Origin of the sequence: Bacillus sp. SIMBA_008 (assembly GCF_046535495.1) — a bacterium.
In the GTDB taxonomy this organism is placed as follows: Bacteria; Bacillota; Bacilli; order Bacillales; family Bacillaceae; genus Bacillus; species Bacillus subtilis.
Map to the genome: position 1 here is coordinate 763,208 of NZ_JAWRWL010000001.1, position 18,651 is coordinate 781,858.

The window sequence follows — 18,651 nt, forward strand, 5'->3', positions numbered from 1 at the left end:
GCATGTTTCATCCGATAGAAGAAGCACTGGACGCTTTAAAAAAAGGCGAAGTCATCATCGTTGTAGATGATGAAGACAGAGAAAATGAAGGAGACTTTGTGGCTCTTGCCGAGCATGCAACGCCGGAAGTCATTAACTTTATGGCGACACATGGGAGAGGACTGATCTGCACGCCGCTCAGTGAGGAAATCGCAGACAGGCTTGATCTTCACCCTATGGTGGAGCATAATACAGATTCTCACCATACTGCATTTACCGTAAGCATAGACCATCGTGAAACGAAAACAGGTATCAGCGCTCAAGAAAGATCTTTTACCGTTCAAGCATTGCTGGACAGCACATCCGTGCCATCTGATTTTCAGCGTCCGGGGCACATTTTTCCGCTGATTGCGAAAAAAGGAGGTGTCCTGAAAAGAGCGGGCCATACAGAAGCTGCTGTTGATCTTGCTGAAGCCTGCGGATCTCCAGGAGCCGGCGTCATTTGTGAAATTATGAATGAAGACGGAACGATGGCGAGAGTGCCTGAGCTCATTGAAATTGCGAAAAAGCATCAATTAAAAATGATCACCATTAAGGATTTGATTCAATACCGTTACAATCTGACAACACTTGTCGAGCGTGAAGTTGACATTACGCTGCCTACTGATTTTGGGACATTTAAGGTTTATGGATACACAAATGAGGTAGATGGAAAAGAGCATGTCGCATTTGTGATGGGAGATGTGCCGTTCGGAGAAGAACCGGTATTGGTCCGGGTACATTCAGAATGTCTCACAGGTGACGTGTTTGGCTCTCATCGCTGTGATTGTGGACCGCAGCTGCACGCCGCGCTGAACCAAATTGCCGCAGAAGGCCGTGGAGTGCTTCTGTACTTGCGCCAAGAAGGACGAGGCATCGGTTTAATCAATAAATTAAAAGCTTATAAGCTTCAGGAACAAGGTTATGACACCGTAGAAGCCAATGAGGCGCTTGGATTCTTGCCGGATCTTCGCAACTATGGCATCGGAGCACAAATTTTACGCGACCTCGGTGTCCGGAATATGAAGCTTTTGACGAATAATCCGCGAAAAATCGCAGGCCTTGAAGGCTACGGACTCAGTATTTCAGAAAGAGTGCCGCTTCAAATGGAGGCGAAAGAACACAATAAAAAATATTTGCAAACCAAAATGAACAAGCTAGGTCATTTACTTCATTTCTAATCACAAATATCACAAAAAAGGATGGGAATCATATGAATATCATACAAGGAAATTTAGTTGGTACAGGTCTTAAAATCGGAATCGTAGTAGGAAGATTTAATGATTTTATTACGAGCAAGCTGCTGAGCGGAGCAGAAGATGCGCTGCTCAGACATGGCGTAGACACAAATGACATTGATGTGGCTTGGGTTCCAGGCGCATTTGAAATACCGTTTGCTGCGAAAAAAATGGCGGAAACAAAAAAATATGATGCTATTATCACATTGGGCACTGTCATCAGAGGCGCGACGACGCATTACGATTATGTCTGCAATGAAGCTGCAAAAGGCATCGCGCAAGCAGCAAACACTACTGGTGTACCTGTCATCTTTGGAATTGTAACAACTGAAAACATCGAACAGGCCATCGAGCGTGCGGGCACAAAAGCGGGCAACAAAGGTGTAGATTGTGCTGTTTCTGCCATTGAAATGGCAAATTTAAACCGCTCATTTGAATAATTTGCTGAAAACAGTTTAAAAATATGGCGAAAATGATATAATGTGAGAAAACGGATCGCCTATTCGTATCCGTTAATAGCAGACTGGACATTTTGGATATAGAGGGGTTTTTATGTTAATTCGTTATAAAAAATCGTTTGAAAAGATTGCGATGGGGCTTCTTTCGTTTATGCCGAATGAAAAAGACCTTAAGCAGCTTCAGCAGACAATTAAGGACTACGAAACGGATACAGACCGCCAGCTCTTTCTTTGGAAAGAGGACGAGGATATCGTCGGAGCAATCGGAGTCGAAAAAAAGGATTCTGAGGTTGAGATCCGGCATATCAGTGTGAATCCTTCTCATCGCCATCAAGGAATCGGAAAACAGATGATGGATGCTTTAAAGCATTTATTCAAAACGCAAGTACTGGTTCCAAATGAATTAACGCAGAGCTTTTTCGAACGTTGTCAAGGTCAGCAGGATCAAGACATTTCATACAATAATTAAGCAGAGGCTGTAATCAGCCTCTGCTTTTTTTTCTGCGTTCTATTTCTTTTTCACGTTCACGGATGACGTCAGTCCGATCCCGCAAACGGTGTTTGTCGATAAGAAATATGTTCCTGAGTGCACTGGGCTGCCCCCATGTATACTTTTTTTTCCTGCATTCGATCCTGCATGCTTCCTCCAGTTTCTCATCTTTGATTGGCAGCATAATGCTTCTATAGGCAGAGCCCGTCTCGATTTGTTCGTAAACCGATTGCATAAGTTCGAGCAAACGGCCATGATCAAGCCCTAAGTCTTCGACTGCCCGGTGTTCTGCTTGAAGAATCCGGATGCTGTTCGCCATCAGTCTTTTTGCCCCGGCTGTATTCTGCCTTCTGTGATGATATAAAGCCACTGCAAGCTGAATAAAGCCCACCCAATAGCGTTTTCGTTTCTTTGGCGGATCTTCCTTCCAAAATTCTTCTAATATTTCATGGCATTCAAAATAATCCCGTGTCGCGTGAAACTCAACGAGATAATCTATATAAGCTTTCGGATACAAGGTGTTTCCTCCTTTAATGTGCTTTTAGTGTACCATAGAAGGGATAAAAGGAAAAAAGAACGCTCGGCCTCTATTGCTTCTTAGAAAGGAAAACCAGAAGCTAAGGCTTTTTCTCCCGCTTCTGCGCTCCCAGCAAACACCTCTCGTGTTTTGAATATTCTGTACAAAACTTGTTCAAAACAGGAAATGAAATAGTATTGGACGAGAGCTTTTTGGTGGCTTATACTATAGGGTAGCCAGTTTTTCCGGCAATGAGAGTGATACTTGAAAATGGTGAGATGATGAAAGAATATCAAGTGAAAATTGATACGTTTGAGGGCCCATTGGACCTGCTGCTTCATTTAATCAATCGTCTTGAAATTGACATATATGATATACCTGTGGCGAAGATCACTGAACAATATTTATTATATGTACATACGATGCGTGTGCTTGAGCTCGACATTGCCAGCGAGTATTTGGTTATGGCTGCCACGCTGCTCAGCATTAAAAGCAGAATGCTGCTCCCGAAGCAAGAGGAGGAGCTTTTTGAAGATGAATTACTTGAAGAAGAAGATCCGCGGGAGGAACTGATTGAAAAGCTGATTGAGTATCGAAAATATAAAGATGCGGCGAAGGATTTAAAAGAACGGGAAGAAGAAAGACAAAAATCGTTCACGAAACCGCCGAGTGATTTGAGTGAATATGCAAAAGAAGTAAAACAGTCTGAGCAAAAGCTCTCTGTCACGGTCTATGATATGATCGGAGCTTTTCAAAAAGTGCTGAAACGCAAAAAAATAAACAGGCCGATGGAAACAACAATTACAAGACAGGACATACCAATCGAAGCCAGAATGAACGAAATCGTGCACAGCTTGAAATCTAGAGGAACGAGAATCAACTTTATGGATCTGTTTCCATATGAGCAAAAAGAACATTTAGTAGTGACCTTTCTAGCTGTTCTTGAGCTGATGAAAAATCAGCTGGTCCTCATTGAACAGGAGCACAATTTTTCAGATATTTACATTACGGGGAGTGAATCCATTCATGGGGCTTGATATCGTGAATTGGAAAGCTATTGTGGAAGCCCTTCTTTATGCGGCAGGCGATGAAGGGCTTACAAAAAAGCAGCTGTTAACAGTGCTTGAAATCGAAGAGCCTGAACTGAACACGATCATGGCGGATGTGGCGGACGAATACCGCGGAGATACACGAGGGATTGAACTTATTGAGTATGCAGATACGTACATGCTCTCTACCAAAAAAGACTTTGCGCCCTACTTGAAAAAACTGATTGAAGTGCCGTCAAAGGGCCTTTCTCAAGCATCTTTAGAAGTGCTGGCCATTGTTTCATACAAACAGCCAATTACGAGAGCAGAAATTGAAGAAATCAGAGGAGTAAAATCAGAGCGGATTTTACACAGTCTTGTCGCGAAGGCGCTATTGTGTGAAGTAGGGCGTGCCGATGGTCCGGGGCGGGCCATTTTATACGGTACTACGCCGACTTTTCTTGAACAATTCGGTCTGAAAACGCTGGACGAGCTTCCGCCGCTGCCTGAAAATGCGGAAGAAGACGTTCTTCAAGAAGAAGCAGATTTATTTTTTGAAAACTTTAACCAAACCTTCGAAGATATAAAATAGAAGTTTAATGAATCGCGCTTTTTCATCATCATAAGATATAAGGAAGAAGCTATCATGAAAAAAGCAAAATGTGAGAGACAAATACATGAGGGGAAGATACCAAACGAAATGGGACATTCGATTGTGCGAGCGCAGACTCAAAAAACAGGCGAATTCTTATCAATGGTTGTCAATACCGTGAACGATTACCTAAATCAAACGACGCTTGAGTCCTTACAGGCTGAATTGCCTATTGAAAAAGGATACTGCTGTGATGTGCTGAGCACTCTGAGAAGAATGGCAGTATTTTGTGAAGGAGGCGCAGAAGCGTGCCGCCGTCTCCTGATGCAGGAGCCTTTTCAGGAAGCCAGAGCGGAAAAAACACTTTATAATGTGTATCACCAATGCATTGAAGAGTTCTTTATGCCGAAAAAAGACACGTGGTGTGAAAATAGCCGGGCGTCTTATACCGGGGTCAGCGCAATTGAGTTTTATCATGCTGTTCCTGCGTCGCTTGAGCAATTATTATTGCCGTTGAGCGCGGCCTTTCTGAAGATGAGGGAAGAGCTGGCTCATTACGAAGCGTCCGGATCAAGCATGGCGCCAATCAGATAACGTTTACTCTCCCTTTTTCAGGGAGAGTTTTTTTATGTTTGCTTCCAGAAATATAATTGTTATTCATAACTGATGGACATGCGCATAAACTTGTACAAACCACCACAAGGACGTGAGCAAACATGCGCATTTTCAAAAAAGCAGTATTCGTGATCATGATTTCTTTTCTTATTGCAACCGTAAATGTGAATACAGCACATGCTGCTATAGATGTCAGTGCAAAAAGCGCGATCATTATTGACGGTGCGTCAGGCAGAGTGTTATATGCCAAGGATGAGCATCAAAAAAGGCGGATCGCGAGCATCACAAAAATTATGACCGCCGTCCTCGCCATCGAATCCGGCAAAATGGATCAAACAGTGACGGTTTCGGCAAATGCTGTCAGAACAGAAGGCTCCGCCATTTATTTAACAGAAGGTCAAAAAGTGAAGCTGAAAGATCTTGTGTATGGCCTGATGCTAAGATCAGGAAACGATGCCGCTGTCGCGATTGCTGAGCATGTCGGTGGGAGCCTCGATGGGTTTGTTTATATGATGAATCAAAAAGCCGAGCAGCTTGGTATGAAAAACACCCGTTTTCAAAACCCGCACGGATTGGACGACCATGAAAATCATTATTCAACAGCCTATGACATGGCCATTTTAACTAAGTATGCTATGAAGCTGAAAGACTATCAAAAGATTTCAGGCACAAAAATATACAAAGCGGAAACGATGGAAAGCGTATGGAAAAACAAAAACAAACTGCTGACCATGCTTTATCCGTACAGCACAGGAGGAAAAACAGGCTATACAAAACTTGCAAAACGGACACTGGTCTCTACGGCTTCAAAGGACGGCATTGACCTGATAGCCGTCACCATTAATGACCCTAATGATTGGGATGACCATATGAAGATGTTTAACTATGTGTTTGAGCATTATCAAACCTATTTAATTGCAAAAAAAGGGGATATTCCAAAGCTGAAAGGCACATTTTATGAATCGAAGGCTTTTATCAAACGTGATATCACCTATTTACTGACCGAAGAGGAAAAAGAAAATGTAAAAATTAATACCACACTGCTCAAGCCGAAAAAAGCATGGGAAAAAGATGCCTCGAAAATCCCTGACATCGTAGGGCACATGGAGATCATGTTCAACGATGCAACCATCGCAAAAGTGCCGATCTATTATGAAAATGAGCGGCATCAAAAACCGAAGAAACAATTTTTTGAAACGTTTAAATCAATCTTTCTGAATGCGGCAGGCGGAGCAAAATGGTCAATATAATTTGGGTCAGTTTAACCGTGATCGGACTCGTTTTTGCGATGTGCAACGGAACTCTGCAAGATGTAAATGAAGCCGTGTTTAAGGGTGCGAAAGAAGCGATTACGATCTCATTTGGATTGATGAGCGTGCTTGTTTTCTGGCTTGGCTTAATGAAAATCGCCGAGCAGTCAGGGCTTTTGGATATTTTCAGCCGGATGTGCAGACCTTTTATATCTAAACTGTTCCCTGATATACCGCCGGATCACCCGGCGATGGGCTATATTTTATCTAATCTTATGGCGAATTTCTTCGGCCTCGGAAATGCAGCAACTCCGCTTGGCATTAAAGCAATGGAACAAATGAAAAAGCTGAACGGAAACCGATCGGAAGCAAGCCGGTCGATGATTACTTTTTTAGCTGTTAATACGTCCTGCATCACACTCATCCCGACAACGGTGATCGCTGTCCGAATGGCTTATTCCTCCAAAACGCCGACAGATATCGTCGGGCCAAGCATTTTGGCAACGCTTATTTCCGGAATCGGTGCCATTATCATTGATCGGTATTTTTATTACCGCCGCAAAAAGAAGGGAAGGTGAGCGGATGGAAATCATCAACTGGCTGTCTTTAGCCATGATTCCAATCATTATTGCCGGAATTCTTCTTTATGGAACGATCAAAAAGGTTCCGACATATGAATCGTTTGTCGAAGGCGGGAAAGAGGGGATAGAAATTGCCTTTTCCATTATCCCCTATTTAGTCGGAATGCTTGTCGCTATAACTGTTTTCAGATCATCAGGCGCGCTTGATTTTATAATGGATCTTTTAAAACCGGCTTTCTCCGCTATCGGCATCCCTGCTGAAGTAGTGCCGCTTGCTCTGATCCGCCCGATCTCCGGTACGGCCGCACTTGGAATGACGACCGATTTAATTGCAGTATACGGGCCCGATTCCTTTATCGGCAGGCTGGCTTCCGTCATGCAGGGATCTACAGATACAACGCTTTACGTACTGACTGTGTATTTCGGAGCAGTCGGCATTAAAAAAATGGGTGATGCATTAAAGGTGGGACTTCTTGCAGATTTAATCGGCGTAGTTGCATCTATCATCATCGTTACGTTATTATTTGGGAGCGCCTGAAAACGGCGTTTTTTTTAGATTTGGCATAGGAATTTGAAAAAGCTTGTTTGTTAAGGTTGAAAAAAGTAAGATAATACTTGAGGTGAAAGACATGGAAAGACTGCAAAAAGTGATTGCTCATGCCGGAGTTGCGTCGCGCAGAAAGGCAGAAGAGCTGATTAAAGAAGGAAAAGTAAAGGTGAATGGCAAAGTAGTAACAGAGCTAGGTGTTAAGGTCACCGGTTCTGATCAGATTGAGGTAAACGGGTTCAAGGTTGAACGCGAAGAGCCGGTTTACTTTCTCTTATATAAACCAAGAGGCGTTATTTCCGCAGCGCAAGATGATAAAGGACGCAAAGTGGTGACGGACTTTTTTAAAAATATTCCGCAGCGCATTTATCCGATTGGGCGTCTGGACTATGATACGAGCGGTCTTTTGCTTTTAACCAATGACGGCGAATTCGCCAATAAGCTAATGCATCCTAAGTATGAAATAGACAAAACATACGTGGCGAAGGTGAAAGGAATCCCGCCTAAAGAGCTGCTCAGAAAGCTGGAGCGCGGAATTAGGCTGGAGGAAGGCAAAACAGCGCCTGCTAAAGCGAAGCTGCTGTCTTTGGATAAGAAAAAGCAGACAAGCATTATTCAGCTGACGATCCATGAGGGACGCAACAGACAGGTGCGCCGCATGTTTGAAGCGATCGGACATGAGGTAATCAAGCTGAAGCGTGAGGAATACGCGTTTTTAAACCTGCGAGGCCTGCACACGGGCGATGCCAGAGAGCTTACGCCTCACGAAGTAAAAAGGCTCAGAGCACTGGCGGATCACGGTAAAAACGCTTTCTAAATTTCACATAACCTTCAAAAAGTAAGAAATGTGAAATGAACGTGCAATGATATAATTGAATGGATCTGCAATAGGGGGAAGGGGGCAGTGGACAATGAAGAAAAAAAGGCGTTTATTCATTCGGACCGGCATCCTTCTCGTTTTAATCTGCGCACTCGGCTATACCATTTACAATGCTATATTTGCCGGCAAAGAGAGTATATCCGAAGGGTCCGACGCACCGAATTTTGTCCTTGAGGATACGAATGGGAAACGTATCGAGCTCAGTGACTTAAAAGGGAAAGGGGTTTTTTTGAATTTCTGGGGTACATGGTGTGAACCGTGCAAAAAAGAGTTCCCTTATATGGCAAACCAATATAAGCATTTTAAAAGCCAAGGTGTTGAAATTGTCGCTGTAAATGTTGGGGAGTCAAAGATAGCAGTACATAATTTTATGAAATCCTACGGAGTCAATTTCCCGGTTGTTCTGGATACAGATCGCCAAGTGCTTGATGCCTATGACGTATCTCCGCTTCCGACAACCTTTTTGATCAATCCGAAAGGAAAAGTTGTCAAGGTGGTGACCGGCACTATGACAGAAAGCATGATACACGATTATATGAATCTCATAAAACCCGGAGAGACTTCGGGATGAAGCAAGTCAAATGTGAATGCGGACATATAAACCCGGTCGGAACCGTTTTATGCGAATCGTGCGGAAGAGCTCTTCAGGAAACTCAACCTCCGCTCGCTGATATGAGATATGACGGAAGCGCAAGACGTTCGCAAACCTATAACAAAACGATCATCGATAAAATTTGGAATTTCTTTTCCTCGGTTAAGGTGGGAATATGGCTTATCGTCATAACCCTTGCCGCATCAGCGTTCGGCACCATTTTTCCCCAGGAAGCCTATCTGCCTCCGGGCGCACAGGCTGATACTTATTACAAGGAGCAGTATGGCACGTTCGGCCAGCTTTATTATTTGCTCGGGTTTCATCATTTATATGGTTCTTGGTGGTATTTGCTGCTCATTGCCTCGATCGGCATTTCACTTGTGATTTGCAGCCTTGATCGGGTCATTCCGTTGTACAGAGCGTTAAAAAACCAAGGCGTCAGAAGGAGCCCGGCTTTTTTAAGAAGGCAGCGCTTGTTCAGTGAAACAGTTACTGTACTGAACGGGGAATCGAAAGAAAAGATAGTTACTCTATTAAAGAAAAAACATTATAGAATCAGAGAAAAAGAGGGCAGCATTCTTGCTGAAAAAGGACGTTTTTCCCGCTGGGGCCCGTATGTCAACCATATTGGATTGATCATCTTTCTGATTGGTGCGATGCTGAGATTTGTGCCTGGCATGTACGTCGATGAGACGCTTTGGGTCAGAGAAGGCGAAACCGCAGCAATTCCGGGTACAGACGGAAAATATTATTTAAAAAACAATCAATTCAGCGTAGAGACCTATAACAGCAAAACGGAAAAAAAGGTATTTGCAGATGCCATTGACAGAGTCGGGGACGGTAGAGTGGCAAAGAACTTTCAAACCGATGCCGTACTCTACAAGAGAGAAGGGAAAATTGTTTATGGCGAGAAGCCGAAGCTGAAAAAAGTAACAGAAGAAGACATCCGTGTCAATCAGCCGCTGCGTTTTGATTCTTTTTCCGTTTACCAGGTGGATTACAAAGAGAATCAGCTTGACCAAATGGTGTTCCAGCTGATTGATAAAAAAACAAAAAAATCCTTTGGGAGCCTGAAGATCAACCTTCTGGATCCAGATTCGGTCTATGATCTTGGCAACGGTTACAAAGTGGAAATCGCCAGCTACCTGCCAGACTTCTATTTTAATCAGGACGGAGAGCCGAGCACAAAAACAAAGATCCCTAACAATCCGGCTTTTGTCTTTAATATCATAACGCCGGACAAACCGAAAGGCGAAAAGAGCTTTGTCGCCATCCAAGAAACCATCGAAGGGTCAGGCAATAATAAATACAAGCTGAAATTTGACCATGTCGAAACGAAAAACATTACTGGACTTACAGTCAGAAAGGATCTGACACTCTGGGTGCTTGCTGTCGGGGGAGCCATTTTTATGATCGGTGTTATTCAAGGTATGTACTGGCAGCATCGAAGAATTTGGCTGCACTCACAGGACGGTGCAGTTATGGTAGCGGGGCATACCAATAAAAACTGGTTTGGCCTGAAGAAGGATTTAGCATTTATATTGGCTGATTCCGGACTGACTGAACCGGTGGACCAAAAAGAATTAATCAAAACACAGAAATAGGCGAAAAGGGAGTGATGTCATGGCAGAGCTGAGCGGAAATTTTCTTTATGCGGCCTTTCTTGTGTATTTAATCGCTGTCCCAATCTTCGGCGGGGCCATACGCGGGAATAAAGATAAAAAGGGCAGGCCAAACCGATGGGCCAACATTGGAATCACCCTTTCTATTGTCGGTTTTTTCTGCCACCTAGGATATTTCATCACAAGGTGGGCTGCCAGCGGCCATGCGCCGGTCAGCAATATGTTTGAATTCACCACCGCTTTTGGCATGATGCTTGTTTTGGCGTTTATCATTCTTTATTTTCTCTATAGATTGCCTTCATTAGGCCTGTTTACGCTGTCAATTGCTTTATTGCTGATTGCCTACGCCAGCATGTTTCCGACAGATATCTCGCCTTTAATTCCTTCGCTCCAAAGCAACTGGCTGTATATTCACGTAACAACTGCCGCGCTTGGGCAAGCTATACTTGCCATCAGCTTTGTCGCTGGTGTCATCTTTCTTTTGAAGCATGTAGACCAGACAAAGCCAAGCAAAAAGACCTTCTGGCTTGAAGCGATTATGTTTATCCTGGTCACAACCGTCGCCTTTATTGCAATCACATCAGCATTTCGTCTTGCAGGCTATGAAGCGGAGTTTAACTGGGTGGACAAAAGTAAAGAAAAAAGCGTGATGGTGTATGAAATGCCCGCGCTTGTCGGTCCGCATCAGGGAGAGCTTTTGACCGAAGGAAGAATGGAACCGCTTGTTGATCTTCCCGCGCTTTTCTCAGGCAGAAAAGTGAACACTGTCATTTGGTCATTTGGAGCAGGTCTTGTGTTGTATGGGGCTCTCCGTCTGATCATCAGAAAAAGAATCAGCGCTCTATTACATCCGCTGGTGAAAAACGTCAATCTTGATCTGGTGGATGAGGTTGGGTACAGGGCCGTATCAATCGGATTTCCGATCTTTACACTCGGCGCGCTGATCTTTGCAATGATTTGGGCTCAGCTCGCGTGGACCAGATTTTGGGGCTGGGACCCTAAGGAAGTATGGGCGCTGATCACGTTTTTGTTCTATGCCGCTTACTTGCACTTAAGACTGTCAAGAGGCTGGCACGGTGAGAAGTCAGCATGGTTGGCCGTAATCGGTTTTGCTATTATTATGTTTAATTTAATATTCGTAAATCTTGTGCTTGCCGGACTTCATTCTTATGCATAGTCCTTTGAAAGCGACACAGTTCTCAAACTTTCTCACGATTTGATAAAATGAAAGTAACAGAAGGAAAGCAGGGGGAAAACATGGACCAAACGAACGAAACAAAAATATTAGTAGTTGATGACGAAGCCAGAATTCGCCGCCTTTTAAGAATGTATCTTGAACGTGAAAATTATGCTATAGATGAAGCTGAAAATGGTGATGAAGCCATTGCCAAAGGGCTTGAAGCCAATTATGACTTAATTTTGCTTGATCTGATGATGCCGGGGACTGATGGAATTGAAGTGTGCCGGCAAATTCGTGAAAAAAAAGCGACACCCATTATTATGCTGACCGCAAAAGGAGAAGAAGCAAACCGGGTGCAGGGGTTTGAAGCGGGAACAGATGATTATATTGTTAAGCCGTTCAGCCCGAGAGAAGTCGTGCTGCGTGTAAAGGCCCTTTTGAGAAGAGCATCCCAAACCTCTTATTTCAATGCCAATACACCGACGAAAAATGTGCTCGTGTTTTCACATCTGTCAATAGACCATGATGCTCACCGCGTAACAGCTGATGGAACAGAAGTGAGCCTGACGCCAAAAGAGTATGAGCTTCTATATTTCTTAGCGAAAACGCCTGACAAGGTGTATGATCGGGAAAAGCTTCTGAAAGAAGTGTGGCAATATGAGTTTTTTGGTGATTTACGGACAGTGGACACTCACGTCAAACGCTTGAGAGAGAAGCTGAACAAGGTATCTCCGGAAGCTGCGAAAAAAATTGTCACCGTATGGGGTGTAGGTTATAAATTTGAGGTCGGCGCTGAATGAAATTTTGGAAAAGCGTAGTAGGCAAGCTGTGGTTTACGATCCTTTCACTCGTCTTGATCGTATTGTTCATATTAACGGTTCTTTTGCTGGAGTTTATTGAAAACTACCATGTGGAAGAAGCTGAGAATGATTTAACACAGCTTGCGAATAAAGTTGCTGTCATCCTAGAAAATCACGAGGACCAGGCACTGGCAAGGTCAATCACTTGGGAGCTCGCTGATAACTTAACAAGCATTGCCATCATCCAGGATGAGAAGAACCACTGGTATTCTCCGAATGATAAAAATCGCCTGTCGTCTATTACGGTTGAGCAAATACAGCATGACAAAGACTTAAATAAAGCTCTCAAAGACCATAAAAAAGTAAGCAAACGGACGGGACTGAGCGATACAGACACGGATAATGAACGCCTGATTGTAGGTGTCCCGTATGAAAAAGACGGAAAGAAAGGCATGGTCTTTTTATCCCAGTCTTTGCTTGCCGTTAAAGATACAACAAAACATACGACCCGCTATATTTTTCTTGCCGCTGGAATTGCGATTGTGCTGACCACATTTTTCGCATTCTTTTTATCAAGCAGGGTCACGTACCCTCTCCGAAAAATGAGAGAAGGCGCGCAGGATTTGGCGAAGGGCAAGTTCGATACAAAAATCCCGATTTTAACTCAGGATGAAATCGGTGAACTGGCGACCGCTTTTAATCAAATGGGCCGGCAGCTTAACTTTCATATCAATGCGCTCAATCAAGAAAAAGAGCAGCTTTCTAACATTTTGAGCAGTATGGCTGACGGGGTTATTACCATTAATATTGACGGTACGATTCTTGTGACCAACCCGCCGGCTGAACGTTTTCTTCAGGCTTGGTATTATGAACAGAACATGAATATCAAAGAAGGCGACAACCTTCCGCCTGAAGCAAAAGAGCTGTTTCAAAACGCTGTCAGCACTGAAAAAGAACAAATGATTGAGATGACGCTGCAAGGCAGATCATGGGTGCTTTTGATGTCGCCGCTTTATGCGGAATCGCACGTAAGAGGAGCGGTTGCCGTACTGCGTGACATGACAGAAGAACGCCGCCTTGATAAGCTGCGGGAGGACTTTATCGCAAATGTCAGTCATGAGCTGAGAACACCGATCTCCATGCTTCAGGGATACAGTGAAGCAATTGTCGATGACATTGCAAGCTCTGAAGAAGACCGGAAAGAAATTGCCCAAATCATTTATGACGAATCGCTCCGAATGGGCCGTTTAGTTAATGATTTGCTTGATTTAGCCCGAATGGAATCAGGCCATACAGGCTTACATTATGAAAAAATCAATGTGAATGAGTTTTTAGAAAAGATCATTCGGAAGTTTTCGGGTGTTGCGAAAGAAAAAAATATTGCTTTAGATCATGACATTTCTCTCACAGAAGAGGAATTTCTGTTTGATGAAGACAAGATGGAGCAGGTATTTACCAATTTGATTGATAACGCGCTGCGGCATACTTCAGCCGGCGGCAGTGTCTCCATTTCAGTCCATTCTGTGAAGGATGGATTGAAAATTGATATCAAAGACTCCGGGTCCGGCATACCGGAAGAAGATCTGCCATTTATCTTTGAGCGGTTTTATAAGGCAGATAAAGCGCGGACAAGGGGCAGAGCAGGAACCGGTTTAGGGCTGGCTATCGTTAAAAATATCGTGGAAGCCCACAACGGATCAATTACTGTGCACAGCCGAATAGATAAAGGAACAACATTTTCTTTTTATATTCCGACAAAACGGTAAAATCGAGTCTGAATTTGCCGAAGAATCTTGTTCCATAAGAAACACCCGCTGACTGAGCGGGTGTTTTTTTAATAGCCAACATTAATAAAATTTAAGGATATGTTAATATAAATTCCCTTCCAAATTCCAGTTACTCGTAATATAGTTGTAATGTAACTTTTCAAGCTATTCATACGACAAAAAAGTGAACGGAGGGGTTTCAAATGGAAGAAACCTTTCAATTATTATATGATACATATCATCAAGATTTGTACCAATTTTTATTTTATATGGTAAAGGATAAAAACCAGACAGAAGACCTTCTTCAAGAGGTTTATATCCGGGTATTAAATTCTTATCATACGTTTGAAGGAAGAAGCAGTGAAAAAACATGGCTTTTGTCTATCGCACGCCATGTTGCGATAGACTGGTTCCGTAAACAGCAAACAATCAGACAGCGTATACTCGGTACATTTGACTGGGATACACAGGATGTCAGGGATCAGCAATTGCTGCCGGACGAACTTGCGGTTCAACATGAAAATGTCCGGGAAATTTATGCTGCGCTTGATCAATGTACAATCGATCAAAGAGCTGTGATTATCTTGCGGTTTATTCAGGGATATTCAATACAGGAAACAGCCAAGGCTCTGCGCTTCTCGGAAAGCAAAGTAAAAACGACCCAACACAGAGGGCTCAAAGTACTTCGGAAACATATGGAGCTTTTGAGGGAGGAGCTAATGGATGATGAAGTCAGAATGGAACGAAGAACAGATAAAGGAGTTGTTAAGTCAACTTCCGGCAGTTAAAGACCATCGTTCGCCTCAGGATATTTACAAGCGGCTGACGATGGCAAAGCGTAAAAATAAGCCCGCTGTCAGGTGGATTGGCCCCGCGTGTGCCGCTGCAATTGCGGTTTATATCGCCTTCATTATTTCTCCTCATTTCTTTGATCAGGCACAGCCTCAACAAAAAGAAGCGTCCCAAGAGAACGCAGTAACGAAAACTGAGACAGAAGACAGCCCAAAAGCTGCATCGTCCTTGGATCATACATCGTTTGTTGTACCTGAAAAGGAACAAGACAATTACATCACTGTAGCAGTTGCTGATGCCGATACATCCGCAATCATACCCGTCAGCATCCAAAAAACAAATGCAGACCAAACGATCCAGGATATGCTGTTTGAAAGTAGTGAATTGGGCATCCTTGATCATGCCATTACAATTCCATCCTTCATAGATGAAGTAGAAATAAAAGAAAAACCAAAGCAGAAGGAATTAAGTATACGAGTCCATCAGCCAGCTACGGCATTTTCTGTAAAAGATGATACACTGTTAAAAAAATTGCTTAAAGAATCCTTAAAATGGAGTCCTTATGAAAAAGTCAAATTTCTATCGGATCAAAATGAGAGTGGGGTTCAGATTGGCTCATATGGCACTTTTACGGAAATTTCGATTTCCAAACAGTCAAAACGATCCTACTACTTGTACCAAAATAAACAAGGACAAGACTTTCTCGTTCCGTCAAATCATTCTTTTGATACAGTAAAAGAAGCGATTAAGGAAATGGAATCGAGCAGTCAAAAAGATACAACACCGCTTATTCAAGCGGGTACTGTCCAATCTGTAACGAAGAAACAGAAGCACTTATATATCCGTTTCTCAAAGGACTCAGAAGTTGAGGATTCTATTGCCAGTATTTTAATGATTGAGGGACTTCTTTTAACCGCAAAAGAGTTTGGCTTCACAGAAGTGACCTTTACCGAAACCAGAACAAACAAAATCGGCAAATATGACGTATCAGATGCAATTCCGGTACCGGCTGCTCCAAATCCGATTTTCTTAAACTAAAATGGGCCCTTTGAGGCTCTTTTTTAGTTGCTATTCATATAATAGAAATTTTCAAAAAAAAGTTGTACGTGTATAATAAAACAAGGTAACGATTGAAAGGATTTGAGATGAGTGAACGTGTTAACAATTAAAGGAGTTTCCATCGGGGAAGGAATGCCGAAAATCATCGTTCCGCTGATGGGAAAGACGGAAAAACAAATTCTGAATGAAGCAGAGGCAGTAAAATTACTGAATCCGGACATTGTTGAATGGAGAGTCGACGTATTTGAAAAAGCGAATGACAGAGAAGCGGTCACAAAGCTCATTTCTAAGCTTCGTAAATCTTTAGAAGACAAGCTATTTCTATTTACATTCAGAACCCACAAAGAGGGCGGGAGCATGGAGATGGACGAAAGCTCCTATCTTGCTTTGCTAGAATCGGCAATCCAAACAAAAGACATCGATCTGATAGACATCGAATTATTTTCAGGAGATGCAAATGTAAAAGCGTTAGTATCGCTGGCGGAAGAAAACAACGTCTATGTGGTGATGTCAAATCACGACTTTGAAAAAACACCTGTAAAAGATGAAATTCTTTCCAGACTTCGAAAAATGCAGGACTTAGGCGCGCATATTCCAAAAATGGCTGTCATGCCGAATGATACTGGAGATCTCCTAACACTGCTTGATGCGACGTATACAATGAAAACAAAATATGCAGACCGCCCCATTATTACAATGTCAATGGCTGCAACAGGGCTCATCAGCAGGCTGAGCGGTGAGGTTTTTGGATCGGCTTGTACTTTTGGAGCTGGAGAAGAGGCGTCCGCACCAGGTCAAATACCTGTTTCTGAGCTAAGGAGTGTCTTAGACATTTTGCATAAAAACACACGAGGATAGAACAATAAAAAAACTCAAGCTTTATAGCTTGAGTTTTTTTGATTAGGGCAGATCAATGAGCTTCACAGACACAATATCAGGGACATTTGTTAGTTCTTTCACAATTTTATCTTCCAGATGTCTGTCAAAGGAAAGCATCATGATGGCTTCTCCACCTTTTTCCTTACGGCCAACCTGCATAGTTGCAATGTTAATATCATTATCTCCGAGAATACGTCCTACTCGGCCGATGACACCTGTTGTATCTTGATGCTGGATATACACCAAGTGACCAGTCGGATAAAAATCAATATTAAATCCATTGATCTCGACAATTCGTTCTCCGAAATGAGGAATATACGTAGCCGTTACAGTAAAGGTGCTGCGGTCACCTGTCACTTTTACGCTGATGCAGTTATCGTATCCAGATTCAGAAGAGGAAATTTTTTCACTGAAGCTGATGCCGCGTTCTTTTGCGACACCCCCGGCATTGACCTCATTAACAGTAGAGTCTACGCGCGGTTTTAAAAAGCCTGACAGAAGGGCTTTTGTAATGAACGATGTTTCAAGTTTAGCAATTGTGCCTTCATATTGAATGGCAACATCCTGTACTGGTTCTTTCATGCACTGTGATACAAGGCTGCCAATTTTTCCTGCAATTTGATGGTAAGGCTTAATTTTAGCAAATTCATCTTTTGTCATGGCAGGCAGGTTGATAGCTGACATGACAGGCAGGCCTTTTGCGAACTGCAGAACTTCTTCTGACACTTGGGCGGCGACATTGAGCTGTGCTTCTTTCGTTGATGCTCCCAAGTGAGGAGTGGCAATGACTAACGGATGATCAACAAGTTTGTTGTCAACTGGCGGTTCAACTTCGAAAACGTCAAGAGCCGCTCCCGCAACATGCCCGTTTTCCAAAGCTTCGAGAAGTGCTGCTTCATCGATAATTCCGCCTCGCGCACAGTTAATTAAGCGAACGCCTTTTTTCGTTTTTGCAATCGTTTCTTTATTCAATAAGCCTTTTGTTTCTTTTGTTAAAGGCGTGTGAACGGTAATGATATCCGCACTTTCAAGCACTTCTTCAAATGTACGGCTGTTTACGCCGATTTTTTTCGCTCTTTCTTCCGTTAAGAAAGGATCAAAAACGTGCACTGTCATACCGAACGCTCTCGCACGCTGTGCAATTTCACTTCCGATTCGGCCTAATCCTACAATACCAAGCGTTTTTCCATAGAGCTCTGAACCCACATAAGCTGTGCGGTTCCACTCTCTGGATTTCACTGAGATATTAGCCTGCGGAATGTGTCTCATTAAAGAAGAGATCATTGCAAATGTATGCTCAGCTGTCGAAATGGTGTTGCCGTTCGGAGCATTGATCACGATTACCCCGTGTTTCGTAGCCTCATCAATATCGATATTATCGACACCGACACCGGCTCTTCCGACAATTTTTAAAGAAGTCATTTTGTTGAAAAGGTCTTCTGTTACTTTTGTCGCACTTCGCACCAAAAGAGCATCAAAAGTATGTAATTCATCTTCTGCATCTGCTACGTTTTTTTGAACGATTTCAATAAAGTCTGATTCAATAAGTGGCTGTAAACCGTCGTTGCTCATTTTGTCTGAGACCAATACTCGAAACATCGTTAGATTTCCTCCTAAATTGACAAACTAAATATCTGATAATTTAACATATTCTCAAAAGAGTGTCAACGTGTATTGACGCAGTAAAGGATAAAAGTAAAGCCTAATAAATCAATGATTTGACAGCTTGCAGGTAATATATATAATT

At 43.0% G+C, this 18,651-nt stretch carries 20 protein-coding genes; 18 read left to right on the plus strand and 2 right to left on the minus strand.

Going from position 1 to position 18,651, the window contains the following annotated elements; genetic code table 11:
• Nucleotides 1-2 precede the first annotated feature (2 nt).
• The 3 genes from SB658_RS04170 (at nt 3) to ribT (ending at nt 2,183) form a co-directional block, all read left to right on the plus strand.
• The gene (locus SB658_RS04170) at nt 3-1,199 is read left to right on the plus strand and encodes a bifunctional 3,4-dihydroxy-2-butanone-4-phosphate synthase/GTP cyclohydrolase II (protein WP_032726065.1); all 1,197 of its coding nucleotides are present in this window, start codon (nt 3-5) and stop codon (nt 1,197-1,199) included.
• A 32-nt stretch (nt 1,200-1,231) separates the two neighbouring features.
• Entirely contained in the window at nt 1,232-1,696 is a 465-nt protein-coding gene (ribH, locus tag SB658_RS04175) for a 6,7-dimethyl-8-ribityllumazine synthase (RefSeq protein WP_003223915.1), read from the plus strand.
• Nucleotides 1,697-1,808: 112 nt separating this feature from the next.
• Complete coding sequence (gene ribT / locus SB658_RS04180) at nt 1,809-2,183, plus strand: GNAT family N-acetyltransferase RibT (protein ID WP_003223910.1); 375 nt, start codon at nt 1,809-1,811, stop codon at nt 2,181-2,183.
• Nucleotides 2,184-2,196: 13 nt separating this feature from the next.
• On the opposite strand, the gene SB658_RS04185 is transcribed toward ribT, so the two are convergent.
• Nucleotides 2,197-2,721: a DUF309 domain-containing protein gene (locus SB658_RS04185; protein WP_043940148.1), complete on the minus strand. Its 525-nt coding sequence runs from the start codon at nt 2,719-2,721 to the stop codon at nt 2,197-2,199.
• A gap of 281 nt (nt 2,722-3,002) precedes the next feature.
• Here SB658_RS04185 and scpA point away from each other — a divergent pair, with 281 nt between their 5' ends.
• From scpA to aroD, 15 genes are all read left to right on the plus strand, one after another.
• The gene (gene scpA, locus SB658_RS04190; RefSeq protein ID WP_144500747.1) at nt 3,003-3,758 is read left to right on the plus strand and encodes a segregation/condensation protein A; all 756 of its coding nucleotides are present in this window, start codon (nt 3,003-3,005) and stop codon (nt 3,756-3,758) included.
• Complete coding sequence (gene scpB, locus SB658_RS04195; protein WP_003223904.1) at nt 3,748-4,341, plus strand: SMC-Scp complex subunit ScpB; 594 nt, start codon at nt 3,748-3,750, stop codon at nt 4,339-4,341. The genes scpA and scpB overlap by 11 nt, the downstream gene beginning before the upstream one ends.
• 54 nt (nt 4,342-4,395) lie before the next feature.
• Nucleotides 4,396-4,935: a YpuI family protein gene (locus SB658_RS04200; RefSeq protein WP_144500724.1), complete on the plus strand. Its 540-nt coding sequence runs from the start codon at nt 4,396-4,398 to the stop codon at nt 4,933-4,935.
• A gap of 122 nt (nt 4,936-5,057) precedes the next feature.
• Nucleotides 5,058-6,206 carry a D-alanyl-D-alanine carboxypeptidase DacB gene (dacB, locus tag SB658_RS04205; RefSeq protein WP_003230505.1) on the plus strand — a complete coding sequence of 383 codons (1,149 nt, stop codon included), beginning with the start codon at nt 5,058-5,060 and terminating at the stop codon, nt 6,204-6,206.
• A complete protein-coding gene (gene spmA, locus SB658_RS04210; protein WP_004398980.1) occupies nt 6,194-6,784 on the plus strand; it encodes a spore maturation protein SpmA in 591 nt (196 codons plus the stop codon). Before dacB ends, spmA begins: the two co-directional genes overlap by 13 nt.
• Nucleotides 6,785-6,788: 4 nt before the next feature.
• Entirely contained in the window at nt 6,789-7,325 is a 537-nt protein-coding gene (gene spmB, locus SB658_RS04215; protein WP_003230509.1) for a spore maturation protein SpmB, read from the plus strand.
• 91 nt (nt 7,326-7,416) lie between these two features.
• Nucleotides 7,417-8,151: a 23S rRNA pseudouridine(2605) synthase RluB gene (rluB, locus tag SB658_RS04220; RefSeq protein ID WP_069703930.1), complete on the plus strand. Its 735-nt coding sequence runs from the start codon at nt 7,417-7,419 to the stop codon at nt 8,149-8,151.
• Between the two features lie 94 nt (nt 8,152-8,245).
• Nucleotides 8,246-8,785, plus strand: a complete 540-nt coding sequence (gene resA, locus SB658_RS04225) for a thiol-disulfide oxidoreductase ResA (RefSeq protein WP_144500725.1) — start codon at nt 8,246-8,248, stop codon at nt 8,783-8,785.
• Nucleotides 8,782-10,410: a cytochrome c biogenesis protein ResB gene (gene resB, locus SB658_RS04230; protein WP_069703890.1), complete on the plus strand. Its 1,629-nt coding sequence runs from the start codon at nt 8,782-8,784 to the stop codon at nt 10,408-10,410. The genes resA and resB overlap by 4 nt, the downstream gene beginning before the upstream one ends.
• Before the next feature lie 19 nt (nt 10,411-10,429).
• The gene (resC, locus tag SB658_RS04235; RefSeq protein ID WP_004398799.1) at nt 10,430-11,605 is read left to right on the plus strand and encodes a cytochrome c biogenesis protein ResC; all 1,176 of its coding nucleotides are present in this window, start codon (nt 10,430-10,432) and stop codon (nt 11,603-11,605) included.
• An 80-nt stretch (nt 11,606-11,685) separates the two neighbouring features.
• Nucleotides 11,686-12,408, plus strand: a complete 723-nt coding sequence (gene resD / locus SB658_RS04240) for a DNA-binding response regulator ResD (RefSeq protein ID WP_003246107.1) — start codon at nt 11,686-11,688, stop codon at nt 12,406-12,408.
• A complete protein-coding gene (resE, locus tag SB658_RS04245; protein ID WP_144500726.1) occupies nt 12,405-14,174 on the plus strand; it encodes a sensor histidine kinase ResE in 1,770 nt (589 codons plus the stop codon). The genes resD and resE overlap by 4 nt, the downstream gene beginning before the upstream one ends.
• 203 nt (nt 14,175-14,377) lie before the next feature.
• Nucleotides 14,378-14,962 carry an RNA polymerase sigma factor SigX gene (gene sigX / locus SB658_RS04250; protein WP_003230521.1) on the plus strand — a complete coding sequence of 195 codons (585 nt, stop codon included), beginning with the start codon at nt 14,378-14,380 and terminating at the stop codon, nt 14,960-14,962.
• The gene (gene rsiX, locus SB658_RS04255; RefSeq protein ID WP_144500727.1) at nt 14,898-16,004 is read left to right on the plus strand and encodes an anti-sigma-X factor RsiX; all 1,107 of its coding nucleotides are present in this window, start codon (nt 14,898-14,900) and stop codon (nt 16,002-16,004) included. The genes sigX and rsiX overlap by 65 nt, the downstream gene beginning before the upstream one ends.
• 111 nt (nt 16,005-16,115) lie before the next feature.
• Complete coding sequence (aroD, locus tag SB658_RS04260) at nt 16,116-16,883, plus strand: type I 3-dehydroquinate dehydratase (protein ID WP_015714185.1); 768 nt, start codon at nt 16,116-16,118, stop codon at nt 16,881-16,883.
• 42 nt (nt 16,884-16,925) lie between these two features.
• Here the strand turns inward: aroD and serA are convergent, their stop codons facing one another.
• Nucleotides 16,926-18,503 carry a phosphoglycerate dehydrogenase gene (serA, locus tag SB658_RS04265; protein WP_004398713.1) on the minus strand — a complete coding sequence of 526 codons (1,578 nt, stop codon included), beginning with the start codon at nt 18,501-18,503 and terminating at the stop codon, nt 16,926-16,928.
• Between the last annotated feature and the right edge of the window lie 148 nt (nt 18,504-18,651).